15 protein-coding genes are annotated in these 22,597 nt (G+C 38.6%); 3 read left to right on the top strand and 12 right to left on the bottom strand.

The genetic code is table 11. The features are described 5' to 3' along the window. Positions 1-221 precede the first annotated feature (221 nt). Genes AN161_RS03505 through AN161_RS03490 form a run of 4 tightly spaced genes read right to left on the bottom strand, consistent with a single transcriptional unit; the run spans position 222 to position 5,228 of the window. Positions 222-980 (bottom strand): ABC transporter ATP-binding protein, encoded by a 759-nt coding sequence (locus AN161_RS03505; RefSeq protein ID WP_053592988.1) that lies wholly within the window; start codon positions 978-980, stop codon positions 222-224. Between the two features lie 3 nt (positions 981-983). Continuing rightward, entirely contained in the window at positions 984-3,302 is a 2,319-nt protein-coding gene (locus AN161_RS03500) for an ABC transporter permease (RefSeq protein WP_053592987.1), read from the bottom strand. Then, positions 3,287-4,591 carry an MFS transporter gene (locus AN161_RS03495; RefSeq protein WP_198926833.1) on the bottom strand — a complete coding sequence of 435 codons (1,305 nt, stop codon included), beginning with the start codon at positions 4,589-4,591 and terminating at the stop codon, positions 3,287-3,289. The genes AN161_RS03500 and AN161_RS03495 overlap by 16 nt, the downstream gene beginning before the upstream one ends. Continuing rightward, positions 4,572-5,228, bottom strand: coding sequence for a TetR/AcrR family transcriptional regulator (locus AN161_RS03490; RefSeq protein WP_198926832.1), 657 nt, complete (start codon positions 5,226-5,228; stop codon positions 4,572-4,574). The genes AN161_RS03495 and AN161_RS03490 overlap by 20 nt, the downstream gene beginning before the upstream one ends. Before the next feature lie 245 nt (positions 5,229-5,473). Here AN161_RS03490 and AN161_RS03485 point away from each other — a divergent pair, with 245 nt between their 5' ends. Then, entirely contained in the window at positions 5,474-6,337 is an 864-nt protein-coding gene (locus AN161_RS03485) for a pentapeptide repeat-containing protein (RefSeq protein WP_241774488.1), read from the top strand. 742 nt (positions 6,338-7,079) lie between these two features. Beyond that, positions 7,080-7,346: a hypothetical protein gene (locus tag AN161_RS03480; RefSeq protein ID WP_053592985.1), complete on the top strand. Its 267-nt coding sequence runs from the start codon at positions 7,080-7,082 to the stop codon at positions 7,344-7,346. A 270-nt stretch (positions 7,347-7,616) separates the two neighbouring features. Here AN161_RS03480 and AN161_RS03475 read toward each other — a convergent pair whose 3' ends face one another. Continuing rightward, entirely contained in the window at positions 7,617-12,092 is a 4,476-nt protein-coding gene (locus AN161_RS03475) for an endonuclease (RefSeq protein WP_053592984.1), read from the bottom strand. A 1,134-nt stretch (positions 12,093-13,226) separates the two neighbouring features. Here AN161_RS03475 and AN161_RS03470 point away from each other — a divergent pair. Beyond that, positions 13,227-14,417: a transglutaminase-like domain-containing protein gene (locus AN161_RS03470; RefSeq protein ID WP_053592983.1), complete on the top strand. Its 1,191-nt coding sequence runs from the start codon at positions 13,227-13,229 to the stop codon at positions 14,415-14,417. Between the two features lie 123 nt (positions 14,418-14,540). Here AN161_RS03470 and AN161_RS03465 read toward each other — a convergent pair whose 3' ends face one another. From AN161_RS03465 to AN161_RS30305, 7 genes are all read right to left on the bottom strand, one after another. Then, positions 14,541-16,259: an FTR1 family protein gene (locus AN161_RS03465; RefSeq protein ID WP_053592982.1), complete on the bottom strand. Its 1,719-nt coding sequence runs from the start codon at positions 16,257-16,259 to the stop codon at positions 14,541-14,543. Beyond that, entirely contained in the window at positions 16,234-17,493 is a 1,260-nt protein-coding gene (efeB, locus tag AN161_RS03460) for an iron uptake transporter deferrochelatase/peroxidase subunit (protein WP_053592981.1), read from the bottom strand. Before efeB ends, AN161_RS03465 begins: the two co-directional genes overlap by 26 nt. Positions 17,494-17,499: 6 nt before the next feature. After that, entirely contained in the window at positions 17,500-18,366 is an 867-nt protein-coding gene (gene efeO, locus AN161_RS03455) for an iron uptake system protein EfeO (RefSeq protein ID WP_053592980.1), read from the bottom strand. Positions 18,367-18,528: 162 nt separating this feature from the next. Beyond that, positions 18,529-19,728, bottom strand: a complete 1,200-nt coding sequence (locus tag AN161_RS03450; RefSeq protein WP_053592979.1) for an MFS transporter — start codon at positions 19,726-19,728, stop codon at positions 18,529-18,531. An 11-nt stretch (positions 19,729-19,739) separates the two neighbouring features. After that, positions 19,740-20,168: a MarR family transcriptional regulator gene (locus tag AN161_RS03445; protein ID WP_241774487.1), complete on the bottom strand. Its 429-nt coding sequence runs from the start codon at positions 20,166-20,168 to the stop codon at positions 19,740-19,742. A 474-nt stretch (positions 20,169-20,642) separates the two neighbouring features. Then, positions 20,643-21,590 carry a nuclease-related domain-containing protein gene (locus AN161_RS03440; RefSeq protein WP_053592977.1) on the bottom strand — a complete coding sequence of 316 codons (948 nt, stop codon included), beginning with the start codon at positions 21,588-21,590 and terminating at the stop codon, positions 20,643-20,645. A gap of 782 nt (positions 21,591-22,372) precedes the next feature. Then, positions 22,373-22,597, bottom strand: a 225-nt coding sequence (locus AN161_RS30305; protein ID WP_053592976.1) for a hypothetical protein, incomplete at its 5' end; no start/stop codon positions are given.

The raw sequence follows: 22,597 nt of genomic DNA, 5'->3' as shown, positions 1-22,597 counted from the left end.
GTGGTATTCCGAGAAAAGTTTGAAGAGACAAGAAGTAAGGGCCATAAGTTAAAAAAAGAAGCAAAAAAAGAACGAGCTATTTTCAGCTCATTCTCGGTCGACGCTATCGTTTCATAGTGGCACTAGCTGACATACTCTGCTGCCAAATGTTTATTGCCAACGTGGTGAGTTAAAATCTTACATTTCCTATTGTGAGAAACAGCGTTAGTTGATACAGCAACTCATATTCCTATTTTCCACATTTTCTCTGTTACTTTCTCTACTCTGCCATCAATAGCTGTACCGTCAAACTTCGGAAGCTTTAGTTCACTGACGATTTTTCCGTCGAGCATAAACATTATGCGTTCCGTACGCGCCGCAACCTTTGCATCGTGAGTGACGAGCATAATCGCAGTACCGCCCGCGTTAATTTCAGAAAAAATGTCCATGATCTCCTGGGCTGATTTGGAATTAAGTGCGCCTGTCGGTTCATCGCCGAAGATGATTTTCGGGCTGTTCAAAAGCGCTCGACATATTCCCGCTCGCTGAAGCTGACCTCCTGAAACTTGTGTAATGTCGCGCGTTTCAAGCTCCGCAATGCCTACCCTCTTCATAAGTTCTCTTGCCTTCTCCGAAATTTTCGCAACGTTTTTTCTGTTATCGCGCATTGATGGAAGAATAATATTATCGAGAATATTTAGATTTTTAAGCATAGTTGACTGCTGAAACACAAAGCCCATTTTAGTTCTACGTAAATCTGAAAGTTCAGCCTCACCGACTGATGATATATCACTTCCATTAAAAGTAACCCTTCCGCCATCAACACTATCCATACCGCTCAGTGCAAACATTAGCGTTGATTTTCCCGAGCCAGAGGGCCCCATTACCGCAACAAACTCACCCTCGTTTATTTCAACAGACGCTCCATCAATAACATCGCGCTTTTCATCGCCCTCGCCGAAAGATTTTACAATATGTTCACCGATAATAATTTTCTTCATAAGCTACTCCTTTATATTTTCGGATATTTTTATTTTTCCCGCGCCCGATGTGCCAATTATTGTTGCGATAAGTACCGAGCATCCCATCATTAGCGGACAAAGCACGTACGCCGAAAGTGGATTGACGGAAAACTTAAACGACGACGCCCCAAACGAAGTGATAACGGCACCCGTCAGTACCTCTCCAAGAGTGTTTGCCAGAAGCGTGCCGAGAACAATTCCGATAATTAATACGAATATCGATCGCGAACCATACTGCATCGTAATATCTGAATTTGTAAAACCTAATGCTTTCATTACGGCAATGGAAAATCTGTCTTTTACGACAAGCATTTTCATAAACAACAGTGTTACCAGTACAGTTATTACGAGCCCAATAGCAATTGCTGCAATGGAAGCCTTTCCGACCGATTTAATTGTTGAGCCGAACGTTTGTGTAACAAATTCATCAATATCAGAAATCTTAGCAAAAGCAAATCTGTCCGCATATTCCGTAATTGTTTCATCAACAAGAGATTTATCTGAAAGCCTCGCACAAATAACGCTCCACATAATGTCTGCCGAATTGTCGGTAAAAACAGCCTTTGCCGTTTTTCCGCCGTTAGTAATGTCTGAATAAATGCCACTTACCGTAAGCTTTCTTTCCTTCCCCTTCATTACAATAGTCATGACATCGCCGACTTTTTTGCTCATCTCATCAGCGTTTAAAGCCGAAAGTGCAATTTCGGCTTCTACCGCGGGTGCCCTGCCCTCGGAATATTCGATAGGAAATATCGAATGGTCGCCGAGTTCGATTTTTATATTTTCCTCTGAACCGTCTTCTATTTTTGTTTTGAATGTCTTTGTTGTTAGGATGGTATATTTTGAAATGGAACTGTCGCTGTTTATAGATTTTAAAACTTCGGCAGATTTTTTGGATATATGATCGGTCTGCTGAATATCGATACGAATATCGTAGTTTCCAATACCCATATATTTAATGAAGCTTGTTGAGGAAATCGTGTTGTAAAGGTTTTGTGGAACAATAATGATAAATGCTGAAATTACGAGTACTGCAAGCATTGTAGCGTAAAGTCTTTTCCTTGCGAGAACATCTTTGATACCGAGAAAAATGTTCGTGTTAAATAGTTTATTTCCATTCAGGCAAAAACGCTTTGCGCCTGCATTTTTTTCTTGTGAAGTCCCAAAGCGTATTGCTTCGGCAGCGGATATTTTCCGAAAACGTCTCAGCACTCCACTTACATAGGCAATAATTGCAAAGAGTACAAGCAGTATGCCGATCATTCCTAAAGCTGCGGCAAAAGAAGAGTTTTCGCTTTCCCCCATATAAAGCCGGATATTTTCAAGAAGCATGTCTTTGAATACCAACGATAGTGCAAACCCGAGAAGACTGCCCGCCGCCGCAACAGTTGCGTATTTCGCAAGATAAATTTTCTTAATGTCGGAAAGACGCAGCCCTATTGCCTTCATAACGCCAATTTCACGGTAGTCGTCTTCGATTTTCGCAAGGAGTGTAAAGCGTATGCACATAAATGCGATGGCAACGACGAGTACGCTGACAAGAAGTATAACTGCAATCATTATCCCGTCGGACAATGCGTTAATTGTTTTGAAAAGTGGATATGTAATCGTTGGTCCGTTCGCTTCAAGTCCTGCAGAGGCATAGGCAGTTTCAAATGCGCCAAGCTCCGACAAATCTTTTAATCTGAACTCTATCAGATACTCCGTACTGCCTAGGCTTTTTATTTGGGCGTAATCATTTTCACTGACAAGAAATCTTTTTGAGGAGGACAACGAGGAATTCATCTGCGAATCGCGGAGGAATCCCGCAACAGTAAATTCCTTCCCGCCTATTACTGCCTTGTCACCGACCTGGGCTGTGTTGTCCTTCATATAGTTTATTGGAACATAAAGCTCGCCATCAGATGCGTTTATGATGTTTCCGTCAAGATCAAGAAGATAATCAAATTTTTCACTCTGTATGCTAAAACCATTGTCTTGAACATTATTCGCAAGCGAACTATCGCCGAGAATAATTTGTGCTCCGTCCATGTTGAGAAATTCAAGCACTTGAAATTCATCGACATTGCTGTTTTGTTCCGCGAAATCTGCAAGCCGTACAGTATCAATATCACCCGAGTGCATTTGCATAAAATGCGGAGTTTTCGCCTGATTCATAAGTGAATCGATTGCACCAGAAAGATTAACCATAAGTATCGCCGATAAAGAAACGAGCATAGCCGCAGCTGCGACAAATAACGTTGTTGTCAGCGTTATCAGTTTGCTTTTTGAAATGTCATTACGAATTAATCTGAAATACATACGTCACCTCTGTTTTCAAGCTTTTTCACTGATTTCAAGTTGAACAAAATGAATGAAGTAATACTTAATAAAATTCCAGCGATTATGATAAGGAAGCCCGTTCCTCTCCCTTGACCTGTACCGGTAATTTTCCCTACGCTGTCAGCAAGCAATCCGCCGTCAACTAGCAATGGAGTGAACACATAATCCGCAAGTACTCCCGAAAGCGCATAGGCCGCTACAAATCCAAACTGTGAAATTACCCCTATAAGTGACCACGCTCTCCCCTGAACAGCATTATCAATGTTGGTACGAACAAGAAAATCCAAACTTGAATTTGCAAATGGCATCATAGCAAAAAAGAAAAAACCTGAAATACAGATTAGAGCTATATTTTCTCGAAGTCCGAATACCGCCATAAATATTCCTTCAAAAAACAGCGAAAACGATAGAATTTTCACATATCCTTTTTTGATTGGAATAAATCCGATGATAACACTGGATACGAGCATCCCTGTAGCGACAACCGTTTCCACCGTTCCTATTACAGAGCTGTTCGTAAAAGTAAGCAACATCGGAATGGAAAGTGTTTCAATTATTCCAAGATAAAATGTCAGCACCGATGTCATGATGACAAGAACGAGCACACCTCGATTTTCAGAAACTGCACGCCAACCATCTTTGAACTCATGGAAAAATGATTGTGTCTGTTCGTATGTCTTTGAAGGAAGCCCTTTACGTACTGCAAGAGCTGATGTAACGGTTACAAAGAATGTACAAATGTCGATGACAAGCAAAAGCTTTATATCCGAAACGGTGAGCAAAAATCCCGCAATGATGGGTGAAATCAAATATTTTGCAGAACCCGCCACCTGGACTAAACCACTTGCCTTTGTGTATTGTTCCTCGGTCAGTAAATCCGTAGCCTTGTATGCGGGATCAAGCAACGATGAAAACACCGAGCTTATTGTAACTCCCACACAAATCTGCCATAACAGTGCTTCCCCGCTAAGCATACATATAAGAATATAAACAAGTCCTATCGCTGAAAGACTGTCACCTAACACCATTAAAATTCTTCGATCATAACGATCCGCAAGCACTCCTGCCACAGGGCTTAATAGAAGCGAAGGCATAAACGCAAGTAAAGTTACAAGTGCCATTGCCGATGCCTTTCCCGTCTGCTGGAAAACATAAATCGCAAGCCCAAACGCTGTAAGGCCGCTTCCTATTGTTGAAATCAGCTGTCCTGACCAAAGCAGAAGAAATTTTTTGAAAAAACCCTTAGAATCAACCATCGTTGTTTCCATTTTCTTCAACCCTAGTGCCAAACATCTTCATCATGTACATAAGACTTCCACTTTCGACACCGAGCAGTCTTTCTACGTTGAAGACAAAAGCTGGTATTCGTGCAGCACGTTCTTCTTCGGTCATATCAACCATATCATCATCAAAAACGGTATTCGTATAGGCCACAATCATTTCCATACATTCATACGGATACGGCGTACTGAATAGTCCTTGCTCAATACCCTCACGAATTATTTCCGTCAATATCGGTGGAAGGCCGTTCATGATAACCTTTTGTATTTTCTGATGCATAAGCGCATTCTGAGGCTTATGGATATGGTCAATAATTTCCTTACCGTTTCCGCCACTGATGTTTAATGCCATTACAACACGGATAATACGCTCGTTAACGGAGATACTCTTATTTGCCGCAATTTCTTTTGCGGCACCTAGAATTTGGGCATTATACCGATCAATTAACGCGTCCATAATATCCTCCTTCGACTTGAAGTGATAATACAGTGTTCCCCTTGCAATTCCGACCTTTTCGAGAATATCGTTAGTACTTGTGCCATCAAAGCCCTTCTGACCGAAAAGCTCATCAGCTACATCAAGTATTTCGTTCCTGCGTTCCTTCGCTTCTTTTCTCATTTTCACCCCTCCTTATAGACCGACTGTCTGTCTATGAAAATTATAAGCATTTAACAATAAATTGTCAATACGATGCGTAAAAACAACCCAATTACTCCATCATAAGTTAGCATCTCTTATTCCTAGAGGAAAACGATAAACATTTTATAGAGAATAACGAGGCCTTCTCATGAAGTAAATTTCTCCCACTTTCATACATCCAACGTGATAGAATTATATGAAAGAAGTTTATGTGTTAAGAGAGGAAAATAATGATGTCTGAAAAAATGGATCATTCAATAGGGAAAAAGATACGTGAAAGCTTACAGGCAGATTGCCAAAGCTGTTTTGGTCTATGCTGCACAGCTTTAAATATTGCTGCTTCTAGCGATTTTGCCATTCATAAAGCAGCTGGGACACCTTGCCCTAATCTACAATCTGATTTTAACTGCCAAATTCATAGCAAACTTAGAGATCAAGGGTTTAAAGGATGTACAGTTTTTGATTGTTTAGGAGCTGGACAACAGGTTTCACAAACAACCTTCCATGGACAAGATTGGCGGAAATACTCTGAAATTTCTGATAGAATGTTTCGTGTCTTTCCTATTATGGAACAACTTTATGAAATGATTGCCTACGTAGCAGAGGCTTTATCGTATAAGGTTGATTCATCCCTATTTAACAAGCTGCACATACAATTAGAACAGCTACAGCGTGCAACAGATCTAGAAGCAGATGCATTACTAGCAATAGATATTCCTAATTTCCGACTGCCAGTGAATGTTTTACTGTTAGAAACAAGTGAGCAAATTCGCCAAAGCCTTATCGTAAAGACTAATGGAAAAAACTCTCGAAAGTATGACTATAGAGGGGTCGATTGGATCGGGAAGAATTTCAAGGGCAAGGATTTAAGAGCAACTGATCTTAGAGGATCTTATTTAATTGCTGCCAATCTACAAAATGCAGATTTAAGAGGGGTTGATTTTATTGGTGCGGATTTACGTGACGCAAATTTACGTGGCGCAGACCTTTCTAGCAGTATGTTTTTAACCCAAATGCAAATTAATTCAGCACAAGGCAATCACCAAACAAAATTACCCTCCCACCTGAATCGTCCTTCATATTGGGTTGACTAAATAGAAAAAGGGCAGATGAAAGAATTTATTCATCTACCCTTCTATTTATTTATTGGTTCATCACCATAACGTGAGGTTGATTTCCGTTCCGACTGGGGGCGCTCAGTCTTCACTCCAATCAACAATAACGTAGAACTTTTATAAAATTTATGCATTTCAAAAGTGAACGCAATGGTTACTCGGCAAAATGGACGTAATACAGTTTAAGCTGTGTTAACTAACCATTTTTATCCATCCTAATTAATTAGGAGGCTCTAATTTCCGCTACGGGCTACTCACTGCGGGAAGCTTTGCTCTGCGACGAAAGCGAAGCGACAGGAGCACTCGAGTAGCCCTACGCTACAATCAGTTAAAATGGACATACACTAGCAAAATATCAAAAAAAAATCCTTTTTATCACTCAATAATAAACCTATATTTTCCTAATCAACACGCTTGATAAATTATAGTAAGTTTTTTAGCAATACTACTAAATCTCGATATAATTTTTGTAGACAGCAATTCTAGAACAGTTCTCGTCAAACCCGCACACAAAACCCGACAGTTTTCGAAGAGACACAAAGGATTTAATCACTAAACATTCTCCTAATATATTTGTATCTCTGTTAAGTATGTCACAATTTGTCGATGAATATCATGGTGATACTTGTAAGCTAATTTTCTATGCTATAATGGGAGGAATTAAATTAAAGAGAGATAGATTAACAAAATAGATATATTTAATAGAAGAGAGGTGAAATCGATGGAGGAAGTTTTAAGCGAACTAAAGCAAATCAATCACCGTCTCGATTCAATCGAGAATCGTCTTGAGTCAGTGGAAAACCGTCTTGAAATAGTAGAATTTGAGCAGCAACAAATCAAACAAGCTGTTTTAGAAACGAATGAAAAAGTAAACCGACTAGTAACGATTCAAGAAAGCCAGCACCGTATTATTGAATTACTATCAGCCCGCTCGATCCAGCATGAGGCTGAGTTGAAACGAATGAGTGATCTACAAGTTGTTGTCTGAAAAGATCCTTCATAAGAATTCTTTCATATTTTTTTATATGGTGAAATCCTCAACACTTTTCACGGACAAGAGTCGTATTGGTGTGCGCCTGAAGCTCCATTTCACTCGCGCCTTAGAGCTCTTCGTTGTCCCTACCGAAAGAGAATATAATAAATACAAACGCCACTTCAAATTAAACCTTGAAGTGGCATTTTGAGTACTCTTCTAAGTTAGATTAATGAGGAAGAAAGTAATCACATAGTTTAACACCCATATTAATAGAACTTTCCATCACCAAATCTTCTCTACCCATTCAGGATGGTCTATAAACGGATTTCGATTGCCTTGGATTTCGTAAATTCTTTCATTTCTTCGTTTTTCATATTCATCTACAGGATCTTGCTTGTGCCATTGTAAAAGAACAGAAAGTTTACCGTGATAAGGAGCTGTTCCATTATTGACTTTGTCATTTAATTCAAGATCAACCTTATCTCCAGCTTCATAACGAGTTGCCATATAAAATAGAATACGTGCTACATCACCTTTTACTTGATTAGGTGGTTCGAATGAATCTGCGTCTTTCAAGCAACCATTACAACCAGTCACTGGACTGCCACCATTGTCAAAGTCTAAATTTCCTCTTGAGCTATTCACTTGTACATCGGTAGGACGTAAGTGATGAATATCTGTTCCTGGTCCTTTGCTTGTTCCGAAATTACCATGTGATTTTGCCCACGTATGCTCTCGGTTCCAGTTTCCTACATTGCCACCATTGTTTGTTTTTGAACTTGATTTTCCAGAATAAAATAAAATTACGTTACTTAGATTATTAGGATCTTCATCCGTATACTTTAATGCATCCCAAACATCATCATAAGAAAGTACCTTTTGTTCAGAAATGATATCGTGAAGAACCTTTTTTAGTGCTTGGCCTTCCTTGTTATAGGCACCTGCATAATAATCATTAGCAATCACTGTCACGCTGAAACTTGCAGTGACACTTTTTTCTCCATCAGATGCTGTAACGCCAACAATGTGACTGCCCTCTGCTAAATCAAGTGTTAAAACCTTTCCATTTATAGTGCCTTTTGTGGTAGTAAATGAAAGTTCATCACCATCAGGATCGGAAAAATGATCTGTTAAATCAATTTTAATTTCCTCTCCAACCGCTACAGTTTTGTTAGTAATAGGTTTTTTAATAATTGGTTGATTGTTTTCCGAAGGCAAAGAAGGATCCACAATGGGATCCCCCTTCGAATTTGTAAATTTAATTTGTTCAGGAGCTGCACCCTTTATATATATTATCGAGTGTATATCTATATTTTCAGCGCCTCTTATTTCACTGACTTTTGGTCCTTCAATTGTGAGTGTTTTTACGACATTGCCTTTTAGGTCGATAATCGCCCCTGCTTTAGCTGGACTAATGATAACATCAGTCGTCTTAAAGCCTTCTCCGTGTAGCTCCGCATAGGCACCTTTAAGGAATACACCTTTTGGAATAACAGATTGAGCATCTAAATGTACTGCCACACTAGGTTTATTTATTGTCAATTTGTTCTTTTTGAAGTTCTTATAGTCATATACTATTTCAGGCTGAATTGGTTCAACATTTGAACCTTTATTAACATCAATTTGAACCATTACAGGATCATGGTCACTTGCACGACCAGCCATGTCCGTAAAATCAGCATTAATATGAAGGATATCGACATCTGTTTTCTCTGCCAGATTGTTTGACACTAGAATATGGTCTAATACTTGTGAATTCCCCTGATATACATATGTGTAGCGATCCGAAGCATCCACTTTATTAATCATATTTGTCATCATTTGACCTTCATGGATTTTAAGCGCATCCGCAAATTGATAATCATTAAAATCGCCTAAAGAAACAATGTTTGCATCTGGATTTTTTGATTTAATATCATCAACAAAATTATAAACGATGTTTGCAATTTTTTTACGCTGTACTTCACTTCCATACTTTGGAGGCTGAATTGCACCAAATAAAGGAGTATCTCCATTTTTAGAATTCCAATGATTTGCGATAACAATTACATCTTCATCTTGGAATTCAAATTGAGCTGCTAAAGGTTTGCGGCTACTTTTAAATGCCTCGTTATTTGGATCAATACGACCAGGGTTTAGTGTTAATTTCCCATCGTTATACCCAACTGCTGTTGTAGCATCGCCTTCCGGAATACCTTCCTTTAACTTCACTCGCTCTGGATTATAAAGGAAGCCAACTCGAATATTCGCATCTGGTGCTCCACCATCTTGATTGTTGATAGGATCGATATTAACATACTGATACTCGACACCACCTACACCTTTAATAGCGTCGATTAATCTTTTATAACTTTGATCCGCTTTTGAATCTCCTACAGATGGCCCATTATTATCCTGCACCTCTGTTACACCAACAATATCAGGGCTACCCATATCAATACCAATTGCTCTAGCTAGTTTTTTCGCTTTATCATCAGTAGTAGAAGTTTTGTTATTAGAGAAGTTCTCCAAATTATACGAGGCAATTGTTAACTTATCTTCTGCCTTTACTATTTTTGTTGTCTCAGGTGATGCATCTCCTTTTTCATAAGCTGCCTTCATCTCATCTAAAGAAGCATAGATTTTAAAGTTTTGATAGGAATAACCGACGATTCCCGTAATTGGCCCTGTAAACTTATCACCTGTAGCAACCTCAAAATCACGCGCAGCTCCATTCGGTTCTAATCGGAATTGAACTCTGTTTGGATTTGTCTTTCCTTCCTCGTACAATACCCCACCGTGAAGTGTGTTTGTTGGTTCATCCTCAAGCACTGTCACTAAGTCACCATGCTCCTGTGGTGCTACCGCTTTCACATTTCCTACTTCTACTCGCATACCTTCAAGACTTTCCCAAAAGTCGATAGCATCAATAGTTGGATTAAAAATTTCAAGCTGATCGCTGTCAATTTGATTAAAAGACATTTTCAACTTATCAATTTCAACTGCTTTTGGTAACGCTACACTACTTTTAATAACTTCTACTTTTCCATCTTGATCGTCACGCACATTAATTTGTGTTGTTTTCAAGTCGGTTTGCTGCCTGTCATCATAACCATCGTAAGCATATTCGTTTACTTTACCTTTAACAGATACTAAATCGCCTACTTTTATTGGCCATTGTTTTTTTCCACTGTATAGGAAAATTCCTTCAGAAGTATTCGGATCATTATCAGCTAATTCATCAGGTGTTTGAATCGTATAATACCAATTATTATTTAACGAAAATGAATAAGTGACGATACCTTCAATTCCTTCAACTGTCTGACCATCAAATGTAGAGGTATGCCCTGCACCTTGAATATCATGAATTTGTAATTTATCTGTGATGTTATAATCAAATGTAGTTATGTCACTAAATGTGCCATCTTTAGCTTTAACTATTGTTTTTAAAGTAGTATTTTTGCTAATCTCAATTGGTGCCTCATATTTAGAACTTTTATCAGTTGGCTCCGTGCCATCTAATGTGTAATAAATTTCTGCACCTGCTGTCGGTGTTGTTAAAGTAACTGTTGTTTTCCCAACAAACGTCCCACTTCCAGGAGATGCGATAGCAGGCTTCAGTGCTGAGCTATCCACTACGATATCTGCTTTTGATCGAGGAATGACTTGATAGTCTTTATCGAACTGTTGAACAATACCAGTGATAGATTCATAGTTTGTACCAGCAGTTAAGCCGAGTGAATCTGTTTCATCTCGAACGAGGAAATTCGTTCCGTCATTTGCAGTAAAGTTTGCCCATCCAGCCCCTTGTTGAACATCTGTAAGAGTAACATTTTTCACTGTTACTAGCTGTGATTCGCTATCTTCATTTACTTGAGCACCTGTTACTACTTTTGGAGAAGGCGCACCGGCATTTTCAACTTTTTCAACGATTGTAGCACCATCTAATTGTAGTAACCCACGATAGTCAGCTAACTTACCTTTTAATGTAACTTCATCGCCGATAGACATAGCTAGATTAGGAGGTCTTACGGCAATACCACCTGTATCATCTTGGACAGAGAACGTATTTTTCAAGCCTGCTGCTACTCTACCTTTGATAGTTACCGTTTCACCTATGCCCTTATTCCGAGCCTCTCCAATTGAGAGAATTGCCGGTGCTTCGGGGTCAACAGGCTCACCTGAATCCGTATCCATTACGTGTTGCCCTAAATTGGAGAAATCATCTACTGGAAACGCATTCCATTCTGATGTTGAATTAAAAGGATCATTAATAGTTGTATCACCCGTCAAGACTGAACTTTTTCTTACTAATGTTACATCTTTAGCAAAATCTGCTGAAGAACCAACTTGTCCAATGGAATCGACTACTTCACCTGATTTCCTTAATACAATTGGATCATTTCCATTGAAATTAATAACAGTTGCGTTTTCTAGATTTCCTTTTGCTTTAATGGTAGGCGCTGCATCTTTATGATATACAACATACGTAGCTCCGTTTTCTAGAGTACCTGTCAGACTTACTTTATTTTTCGCGGTAACTTCTCCGTTCGTATGAAGCTCTAGCGTATAATTACTTAAATCAACCGCGGCACCTGTACCATTATATATTTCAATTGCTTTATTGAAGGAACTTCCTTCAACATACTCTGAAATGATTAAATCCTTTGCAAGTGTTTCAGCATTTACAGTGATAGGTGCTACTGGTGCAGCAATACTTGCGACTAAAGTTGTTGCTAAAAAGGCATTTATCGGCTTCTTCCAATTCTTCTTTGACATCAAGTCAATTCTCCTTTCAATTTTAAGAATGATAGTTTTTATCCGCCTTTCAGCGGGTGTTTGGATACCCGCTGAAAAAAGTTAAAATGCAAAAGATTAGATCATTTTCGTATGCAAGGTTGTCATCATACCCGATATGCTTTTGGCTCTAACCTCCTTAACTGCTGTCACCTTTCTACCAATATTGTTTAAATTCGCATGTGTGTCGTTTGAATGCATTAACGACAAAGTAAACCTATCTTTGCTATTTCACCTTACACCCTCTCTCTCTATCTAGGCTTTCGGTTTGGGCCTATACCGTACAAACGACTTTCATCGCATACGATATGTCGTAAATAGTCGAACTATTCAAAACACATTCCCCCATTACATATATATGTAAACATATTATTATTAATTCACTATTTTTATAGTGTTTAAATTATGTTAATGAATTGTAATAATAGAAAAACACATCTTTATAGGGAATTTAACAATTTATAACATAATTTTAACACATAAACAAAATTTGACACTCACCAAATTTACCTAACTATAAAAGAACGGGCAAATTACATTTACGTCAAAAGAAATAGCCTCTTAACCAGTTACTGGCCAAGAGACTATTTTCAATCTTCCTACTTACTTTATACTTTCTTAAACTAAAAGGTTCTAATTCAAATGTTGGAGTGCTGTATCGGGAAATTAATACGTACATTTTGGGCTTATTTCTTCTATTTTCGTAATCCCTACATCTTTTATCCTAGAATATTCATGTTAAGATGCATTTGCAAAGCACACTTGTTTCCCGACATTCAAGTATAAATTTGTGTGAATATCCCCAAAATATTATAGAACCATTTTTAATCCAAAATATATACGTAAATCAATAACTAAGAAACAAAAATTTAGAGAAGAAAAACCCTTGTAGAGAGCAAATTCTACAAGGCTTTATCGTAACATAGTGAGTAGTTATTCACAGCCGTCCGAAATAGCGTAAAGAACCGAATAAATAATGACGGGAATGCGACAATAAATTGTTTCTCTAATTCAAATGATACTATGATAAACTTTTATTAATAACTTTTATTTATGAATATATTATTAAGGCTGTATTTCTTTTTATAATAGGTAGTAAAATTAGGAGAGTGAGCCATGGTTAACAAAGTACACGTTACATATACATATCAAAACAGGGAGAGTGAAAAAACAAAAATATGGACCACTCTGCCTTTAAACGATTCAGAGACAGTCTCTAATTATCCTGTAATGGATAGTTGTGAAGATCAAGGTGGTAATCGAATTAATTATTTGGAATTAAATGCAGATGAAAAATTGGAAGTAATGTATTCAGTCTCATTAGATAATAAAAAAGATAAGATTAAACTAAGCGTTACAGAAAGAGAATATTATTTACGAAGTGGAGAATTAGTACAAATAAGTGAAGGGGTGAAAGCACTAGCAAATGAAGTAACTAAAAACACAAATACAGTAAAAGAAAAAGCTGAAGCTATATTTCATTATATTGTTGATAATTTCACCTATGTTTATCCTCCGAAAAGCAGAGGTGTTGAATCATTCTTAGAAAGTAAACAAGGGGATTGTGGAGAATATTCATTTTTATTTACAGCTTTATGTCGATCGTTAGATATACCTTCAAGAGTAATTGTAGGTACATGGTCTAATGGTAAAATGAATGCACATGTTTGGAATGAATTCTATATAGAGGATACTGGATGGATTCCAGTAGATTGCAGCGTAGCTTATATGCAAAAGAAGAAAAAGTTTCATTTTTTATTCAGTAACTTTAAAACACTAAAATGGGATAAATATTTTGGTGATATAGGAAACCAACGTGTTATTTTTTCATACGATGCTGAATTAGAGTTATTGCCTATTTACAGAGATGAGTCAGATGACAAGCTAGAAGGAGCCTCATTTAAGCCCCTATCTCCGTTTTTAATTAATAAAGAGCCGTTTTATTGGGGGTTTCAGTCTATTGACAATCGAGCACCTTATATTCAACCTATTTATACTAAATTTTCAAATGAAATGCTAGAATCTCCTCCAAAAAAGGATGCTACTATTTACCTTGGTCGATGGAAAGTTGTTGAAACAGGAGGCCAACGATTTTTTTATGTGTTAAAACATATTTCATTTTTAACATTTATTATATTTCTCGTTCTGAGCCTTTTATTAGAAAATCCTATTTATGGTGTGATTTCAGGTGTTTCAATTGTATTTACATGTATTTCCTTTATAGCTAGAGGAGAAAGAAAAATATTCTTTGGAATTTTGGGAGTTTACTTTTTATTATTTTTAGCTTCTAATATATCAAAACTATAGATTTATTTAAGCAGCAGATTCTAATCTGTTGCTTTTTTTAATACACAAAATACAGATGACGCTTTAATGACGCAATAGCTTTCAACACATAAAGAGCAGATGAAAGAATATTCATCCGCCCTTCTATTTATTTTGTTTCTTTTTATAAATGATCGTAGCGACAATAAGTAAAAGTAAAATCGATTGTCCAATCATTGTTTCGACAGTTGGATAGAAACCAATGATGTTGACAACTGGCAAGCCATCTACAATCGTTGTTGAAACTGTATCCCGTAGCTGCAATGTATGCAGACTAACACCAATGATTTTAAATGCCAGTACGTAGATTAACACCGTTGCCACTGCGAAAAATTTATGAATTGGAATTTTTCCACTTGCTTTAAATAACACAAATGCAAAAATAGCTAATACTAGAAGTGCTACTACGATTCCTAGCACAAATTGAGATGTCTCCATTTTAGGTGCAATTCCTGCATAGAAGACAAGTGTTTCTGCCCCTTCACGGAAAACGGATAAGAAGCTAATTGCGGCCATCGCAAACACCGAGCCACTTGAGATGGCATTGCCCATTTGTTTGGAAATATAGCGATTCCAGCTTACCACACTCGATTTACTATGGAGCCAAATACCTACCCCGATCATCATGGCAGCAGCTAGTAAACCAATATATCCTTCCATCAACTCTCGACTTGTATCAACTGTCGCAGATTGGAAAATTGTCGACATTAAAACAGCTGCTACTGCTGATAGTAAGATCCCAACAAATGCACCAGTATATATCCATTTGCGCATTGTTTTTTGTCCAGATTTCTCTAGGAACGATACTAATGCCATAATAATGAGCAATGCTTCTAAGCCTTCTCGCAGTAAGATTAAAGCCGCATCCCACATCGTATAATCTGAGTCACCTTGAATCAGTTCAATTTCAGTGCGGAAATTATCTAACTTACTTTTTATTGTTTTAACATCGACGTTAGACTTCAATAAGTCACTAACGAGAATCGGCATATCACTTTCAATTTTTGTATAAAGGCTGCCGTTACGTGTTGAAATATCTATTTCTACACTTGGCCATATTTTAATGAAATCTCGAATTTTATTAGAAGCAGCCTTGTAGTCACCTGCATCGATAAAATCGTTCGTCTCATCAATATAAGCAAGTAATGTTGCTAAGGAATACTCTCCTTCTACAACTTTCGCCGTATCATTACCTGCTACAAAATCCTCAATTGTTTGTTTTAATTCTGCATATTGAGATTGCATTAAAGCTACATCTGGCTCTTCAGAAGCAATTGTGATTCGTATAAAGGCCATCTGTGTTTCAATTTGGCCGTACATGGCAATGCTTTGCTCACGCACAGGCCGTTCAATTTTCTTCCATTTCGCATTAAAATCTTTATACGCTGCGTCGATTGTAGTTATGTCACCGCTTGCTAAGGCATCTTCAAATGCTTTCATGATGGGTTTAAATTTCGTGCCGAATTCTGCTCGCTGTGCCGCTTCATCTACAGGATTTTCAAGCTTTTCTAATGCACGTAAGGCATTTGACAATTCAGACAGTGCCTTTAAACGTTCATCCTTAGAAGTAGCTTCAATTGCTTGTGCAAGAATTTCATCCACTTTTTCTTGTGCTTCCTTTTGCTCAGATGTGACTGATGCCCAGTCTGTGGCAAACTGTTCAAGTGCACGCTCTGCCTCAGCTTCCTTGTCCTGCTTCGTATTCATCAGCGCATCACTAATAGAAATGTACAAGTGACTATATGATTGCGCTGCCTGCACTGGTACAGCAAGTGCCAATAACAAGCAAAGTACTAAACTACAGCGCGTTAAAAAGTGCTTCACCTATATAACTCCCCTTTTGTACACCAGGGAAGCAAGCAAACACTGCGCTGCCTCGATGGGTAATGTACTCATTCATCTTATCCATTCGCCCTAAGCTATTTTGGACTGTTGTAAATTGTGCTGGGTCTTTCTGAAAAGATACAAATAATAGCCCTGCATCATGCGCGCCTGTATTAGTCATAACACCTGATGCATAAGAGTATGAGCGACGTAAAATACGAGCACCTGATTTACGTGCCAAATGCACATGTGAAGTATCTGGCATAATATACTCGCTGTTGCTATCCTTCGCCTCTACATCGAAATCATCAAATTCCTTCTTTTTCCCTAATGGAGCTCCACTGTCGCGATAACGACCAAATGTCGCTTCCTGATCCTTCAAAGATGTGCGATCCCATGTTTCAAGATGCATTTGAATTTTACGGGCAACTAAATAAGAGCCACCTTTTAGCCAGCCTTTATCGACCCATACAACTTTGTTTAAATCTTTTTCATCTGTAATCGATGGATTTACCGTACCATCCTTGAATGCAAATAAATTACGAGGTGTTCCTCCACCAGCTGGGAAAGAGTTGAAGCCTGCCTGTGACCATTTAATCTCTACCTTGCCTGAGGCCGCACGCACTAAATTACGTACTGCGTGGAATGCCACCTGTGGATCATCCGCACATGCTTGAATACAAAGATCTCCACCTGTAAACTCTTTTAGTAGCTGATCTTTTGGGAAATGTGGTAAATCGTTTAATTCTGCGGGCTTCAAATGCTGGATACCAAGTTTATCGAACAAAGATGGCCCAACGCCTATTGTAATCGATAAATTCGAAGCATCTAAACCCTCCGCTTCGCCTGTATCTCCTGTAGGAACTCTAGTATTTGTTGTTAAATCTACCATTAATTCACCATTCATTAAACGTACAACAAGAGGTGTCCATTGTTTGAACAACTCTTGTAGCTCTTTCTTTGATGTAAATAAAACATCCAAAGAAGCAAAATAAATATTTGTCTGAACAGGTGTAACTATGCCAGATTGATGTTTTCCATAGAAATCAACTTTATTACGCGCAGTCGTGCTGTCTGCAACGGGCTCAAACACATCATAGCCCATTACTTTCATGACACCACCTAAGCCAGAAGCTCCAATAGCTACACCAGCTACTCCGATACCTGATAGCTTTAACATTTCACGTCTAGATATTTTTTTATCGATCCATTTTTCATCATTTGACACTGTCATTTATGATCACTCCAAAATAATCCCCATTTGACTTAATGGTTCTCCAAGTTGATTAACTGCTGCTGAAAGTGCTTTTGTATTTTCTTCTGTTAATTCCTCGTACGAAACATACCCACCATCAGCTGTCGCATGCTGTGCCAATAAATCATCTACTGCTTTGAATTTTTCATCTAATGTTGCTACTAAGTCTTTGTCTTTCGCTTCTAATTTTGGACGTAAGATTTCAAAGATTTTTTCTGCGCCTTCGATGTTTGCTTTAAAGTCATAAAGATCAGTGTGGGAATAGATTTCTTCTTCACCAGTGATTTTAGATGTCGATACTTCATTTAATAAATCAACCGCACCTGTAATCATGACATCTGGTGTTACTTCTACAGTTTGAACTAATGCATGTAATTCTTTAGCATCTGCTAGTAGTTGATCTGCAATTTTTTCGTAGCCGGCAGTTTTATTTTCTACCCAAAGCGCATGTTCAAGCTTATGATAGCCCGTCCATTCTTCCTCGCCCTTACCTTCTTCTTGGATATCAGCTAGACGACCGTCAATACGTGGGTCAAGGTCACCAAAGCTCTCTGCAATTGGTTCTGAACGTTCGAAATACATACGTGCTGGTGCGTAGGCTGCTTTTGCTCCTTCAATGTCACCTGCTTTAAATAAGTTCACAAATTTTTCTGTTGCTATTAAAAATTGGTCCATTTGCTCTAAGGCAAATTGTTGATAGGCTGCTAGTTCAGCAGATAAATCAACCTTTGTATCTTGTTCTGCTTGCTCTGTTGCTGGCTTATCTTCTTTTTTAGACTCTTCTGTATCGCCACAGCCAGTCATTAGAATACTCCCTGCAACTAATACTGACAAGAATGATGTTTTTTTCATGCTAAGTACCTACTTCCGAAATAGTTTATACTGAGAATGATAATGATTATCATAATCGATTGCAAGAAGTATTTTTATTTAAAGAAAAAAACGTCATTTTCTAGTTGATATATTTAGACAACTAGTAAAATAACGTTTTTTCTACAACATAATTATTCTAATCTACGAAATTTTCGCTTGCTTTAATTTTTCATATTTTCCATATAAAAAATAATAAAGAATAATTGACACTAAAATAACGAATACCATCGCGAAGAAAATGGCACTGTACCCCATCGTTGGAACAAAGAATCCTAAGAAATAAGGACCAACCCCTAAACCTAAATCATATAATATAAAATATGTCGATGTCGCCAGGCCTAAACGCTCATTTGGTGTAACCTTAATAGCTATTGCTTGCGCTACAGAGTTGAAGTTACCATAACCAATTCCTATGCAAGCAGCAGCTAGTAAAAATACAACGCTATTTGTCGCTGAGCTAAAGGCATACATACCGATCGCAAAAATGATTAGGCATGGATAAATAACAATATTCGCACCTCTAGTGTCTAGTAATTTCCCGGTAAATGGACGTGTCGCTAAAATGACAATTGCATAAATGATAAAGAAATAGCTTCCCGCTTTTACCAAATCAAGCTCTTTCGCGTAAAACGTCATAAATGACATAATTCCCGAGTAGGCAAAGCCAATAACGAGCGCCACAAAAGCAATTGGCAGAGCACGCATTTCGATAAAATTGGATAGCTTAAATCCTGTTTTCTCAGCCATTTCTTTAGCCTTCTTCGGTGCGTCTGGAACGGTTACGATAAAATACATCAAAAAGCAAACAATGGCTAATACTGAATCGACTGCAAAAATCATACGATAATCTTCAAACAGCTGTGTTAAAAGAATACCAACAAACGGTCCTATAGCAGTTGCTAAGATGGCACTTAAACTGTAATACCCTATACCTTCACCGCGTCGGTCAGGAGGTAAAATTTGTGCAATAATGGTTCCCGTTGCCGTACTTGCCATCCCAAGCGCAATTCCTTGTACTAAACGATTGAGCATTAGTAGTGGCAAATTTGCCGCGATAAAATAAGACATCGTTGATAGCATAAACAATAATAATCCATAAAATAATGTTTTTTTGCTACCCCAATCCCCAATGATACGTCCTGTCCCGAGACGTCCAAATAAAGTACCAATAATAAAAATACTCGATACAAGCCCTGCCGTACTAGTTGAAGCCCCAAAATGCTCAACCGCATAGCCCGCAATTGTTACCATCAATAAATAAAAGATTAATGTAATGGTAAAGTTAATAAGTGAGACGATTAAAAAGTCTTTTGTCCATAGTTTATGTCTAGTTGCTTCCACTTTTTTCTCTCCTACCGATTGATGTTTGCACAAATGTCCGCTAAAACTTGTGTCGCAATCTCAATATCCTGCTTCGATACACCTGCCAGTGCCTGTTCAAAAAATGGTTTTAAATGAGCCTTAATTTCTAGCACAAGCTCTTCACCATAAGCTGATAATTGAACAAGCTTTTCGCGCTTATCCCTGCCCACTACCGTTTCCACATAGCCAAGCTCCACAAGCTTTTGCACAAGCCTCGTCACACTCGGCTTTTCAATAGACATAAAATTCGCAATGTCAACAAATGTATGTGGCCCTTTATCCATCAATAATCGAAGAACAGCCCACTGTGAGCTATACAGGTGATATTTCTCTAACTCCACATTTAGTTGATTGATAAACGGTCTGTACATCAAGCGGTACTGATTAAAAAAATCTTGTTCGATCGTCAAAAATACCACTCCTTTTCGATTAGTTAGCCTAGCTAACTATATACCTTAGGTTTTTATTTGTCTAGTAGGAAATTAGTGAGAAGTTCGGGGTTTTGAGGGGTGTTTCCGTCGTTGTATTGGTTTCTTCCATCGCTCCGAGGCTTCTTTCCGTCGATGAGTCCTTTCATTCCGTCGCCGTTAGTTTTATCCGTCACCTTAGGGTTTCTTTCCGTCGTTGCATTGGTTTCTTCCGTCGCTTCGAGGCTTCTTTCCGTCGATGAGCCCTTTCATTCCGTCGCCGTTAGTTTTATCCGTCTCCTTGGGGTTTCTTTCCGTCGTTGCATTGGTTTCTTCCGTCGCTTCGAGGCTTCTTTCCGTCGATGAGTCCTTTCATTCCGTAGCTGCTAATTTTACCCGTCACTTTAGGGTTTTTTTCCATCAATACTAGTTCAATCCGTCTACAACTTAACATACAAAAATTCAGACCGCATGAATTTTTGTATGTTAATTAACAATTAAATACTTCCTATTACTTGTTGTTCCCTCTGCTTTCAACGGTAACTTTTGTAGTAATTTATAAGCTGTATTCGGCGAATCTATTGCAAAAAACTCGCAAAAGCTTTTATTTGTTAACGTTTCTCCTATTAGCAATCGATAATCTTCAAGGGTCCTAAAAATTGCTGCTTGATCAACTGCTCCGCAGCGTTGACAATACCATTTTGGGTAACGATAGTTTAATGTCTGTCCATTTAAACAACTTTCGCATAGTACACCTTTTACTAAATCTTGGACAGGCAATGCTATTTCTCTTTTGATTGGCGTATGCATGGATAATAATTTAGAAGCAAATTGAAAAAGCTTATCTTCATCCACTACTGTTTTTTTATGCTGTTGAAGCCATTCTCTCACGTGATAACGTAAACCTGAAACATGAAAAATTGGTTGTCCCCTTAAACTCTTCGATAAAATAGCATTTTTCGTTGCCAAAACGACAGCATGATGAATGGGAATCTCAAGCCGTGACTGTTGTAACATCCCCTTCATCCACTCCATATGTCGCCTACTTTGATGAAGGGGATTAGTCATTCCCTCGACATCGCCTTCTGCTGTAGTTCGTGTAAATTGATTAAAAGATTCATCAAAGTCCAGAAATCCTGTTATATTTTTAATTTCAAGTATCAATATAAATTGAGGACATAGTAAAACGGTGTCTATTTGATGTGTAGTACCAAAGTGATTAAGTATTTGCAAATCATGAAGAAAATAATGCGGATGAGGTAAAATAATTTCAAGCCATTCTGCGTCTACTCTTTGCTCCCCAGCAAAGCCTGCGTGTATTCGCCTCAACTTCTCAAAATAATTCATGTATTCTGTATGTGTACTAGGTAATCTTCGTATCAAAGCTTCTAAAATTTTGTGTTGCTCCGATTCCTGACGGTCTAATAAAATCATTGTTTCTTCACCTCCTATATCTATTGTATAAAAAAAGAACCTCATAAAAAGAGGTTCCAAAAAACTTGAAATACATATAGTACAAATTAAATCTTTCACCAACTTTTTTAGATAAAAAGAACGGAAAAATCCCCGCGATTCAGCTCTTACTAGTATTTTTTTGCTCGCTATCCGTCGTTGCCGTCGTTCTTTCCGTCGCTCGGAGATTCCTTTCCGGCGTTCTGGCCTTGCTTTCCGTCGATGCTAATTCTATCCGTCTCCTTGGGATTTTTATCCGTCGTTGCCGTCGTTCTTTCCGTCGCTCGGAGATTCTTTTCCGGCGTTCTGGCCTGCTTTCCGTCGCCGCTAATTCTATCCTTCTCCTTGGGATTTCTATCCGTCGTTGCCGTCGTTCTTTCCGTCGCTCGGAGATTCCTTTCCGGCGTTCTGGCCTTGCTTTCCGTCGATGCTAATTCTATCCGTCTCCTTGGGATTTTTATCCGTCGTTGCCGTCGTTCTTTCCGTCGCTCGGAGATTCTTTTCCGGCGTTCTGGCCTGCTTTCCGTCGCCGCTAATTCTATCCTTCTCCTTGGGATTTCTATCCGTCGTTGCCGTCGTTCTTTCCGTCGCTCGGAGATTCCTTTCCGGCGTTCTGGCCTTGCTTTCCGTCGATGCTAATTCTATCCGTCTCCTTGGGATTTTTATCCGTCGTTGCCGTCGTTCTTTCCGTCGCTCGGAGATTCTTTTCCGGCGTTCTGGCCTGCTTTCCGTCGCCGCTAATTCTATCCTTCTCCTTGGGATTTCTATCCGTCGTTGCCGTCGTTCTTTCCGTCGCTCGGAGATTCCTTTCCGGCGTTCTGGCCTTGCTTTCCGTCGATGCTAATTCTATCCGTCTCCTTGGGATTTTTATCCGTCGTTGCCGTCGTTCTTTCCGTCGCTCGGAGATTCTTTTCCGGCGTTCTGGCCTGCTTTCCGTCGCCGCTAATTCTATCCTTCTCCTTGGGATTTCTATCCGTCGGTCGTTCTTT

Origin of the sequence: Lysinibacillus sp. FJAT-14222, assembly GCF_001278875.1 — a bacterium.
Classification (GTDB): Bacteria; Bacillota; Bacilli; order Bacillales_A; family Planococcaceae; genus Lysinibacillus; species Lysinibacillus agricola.
The sequence above is the reverse complement of the archived record's forward strand: the minus strand, read 5'-3'. Positions and strand labels throughout refer to the sequence as shown.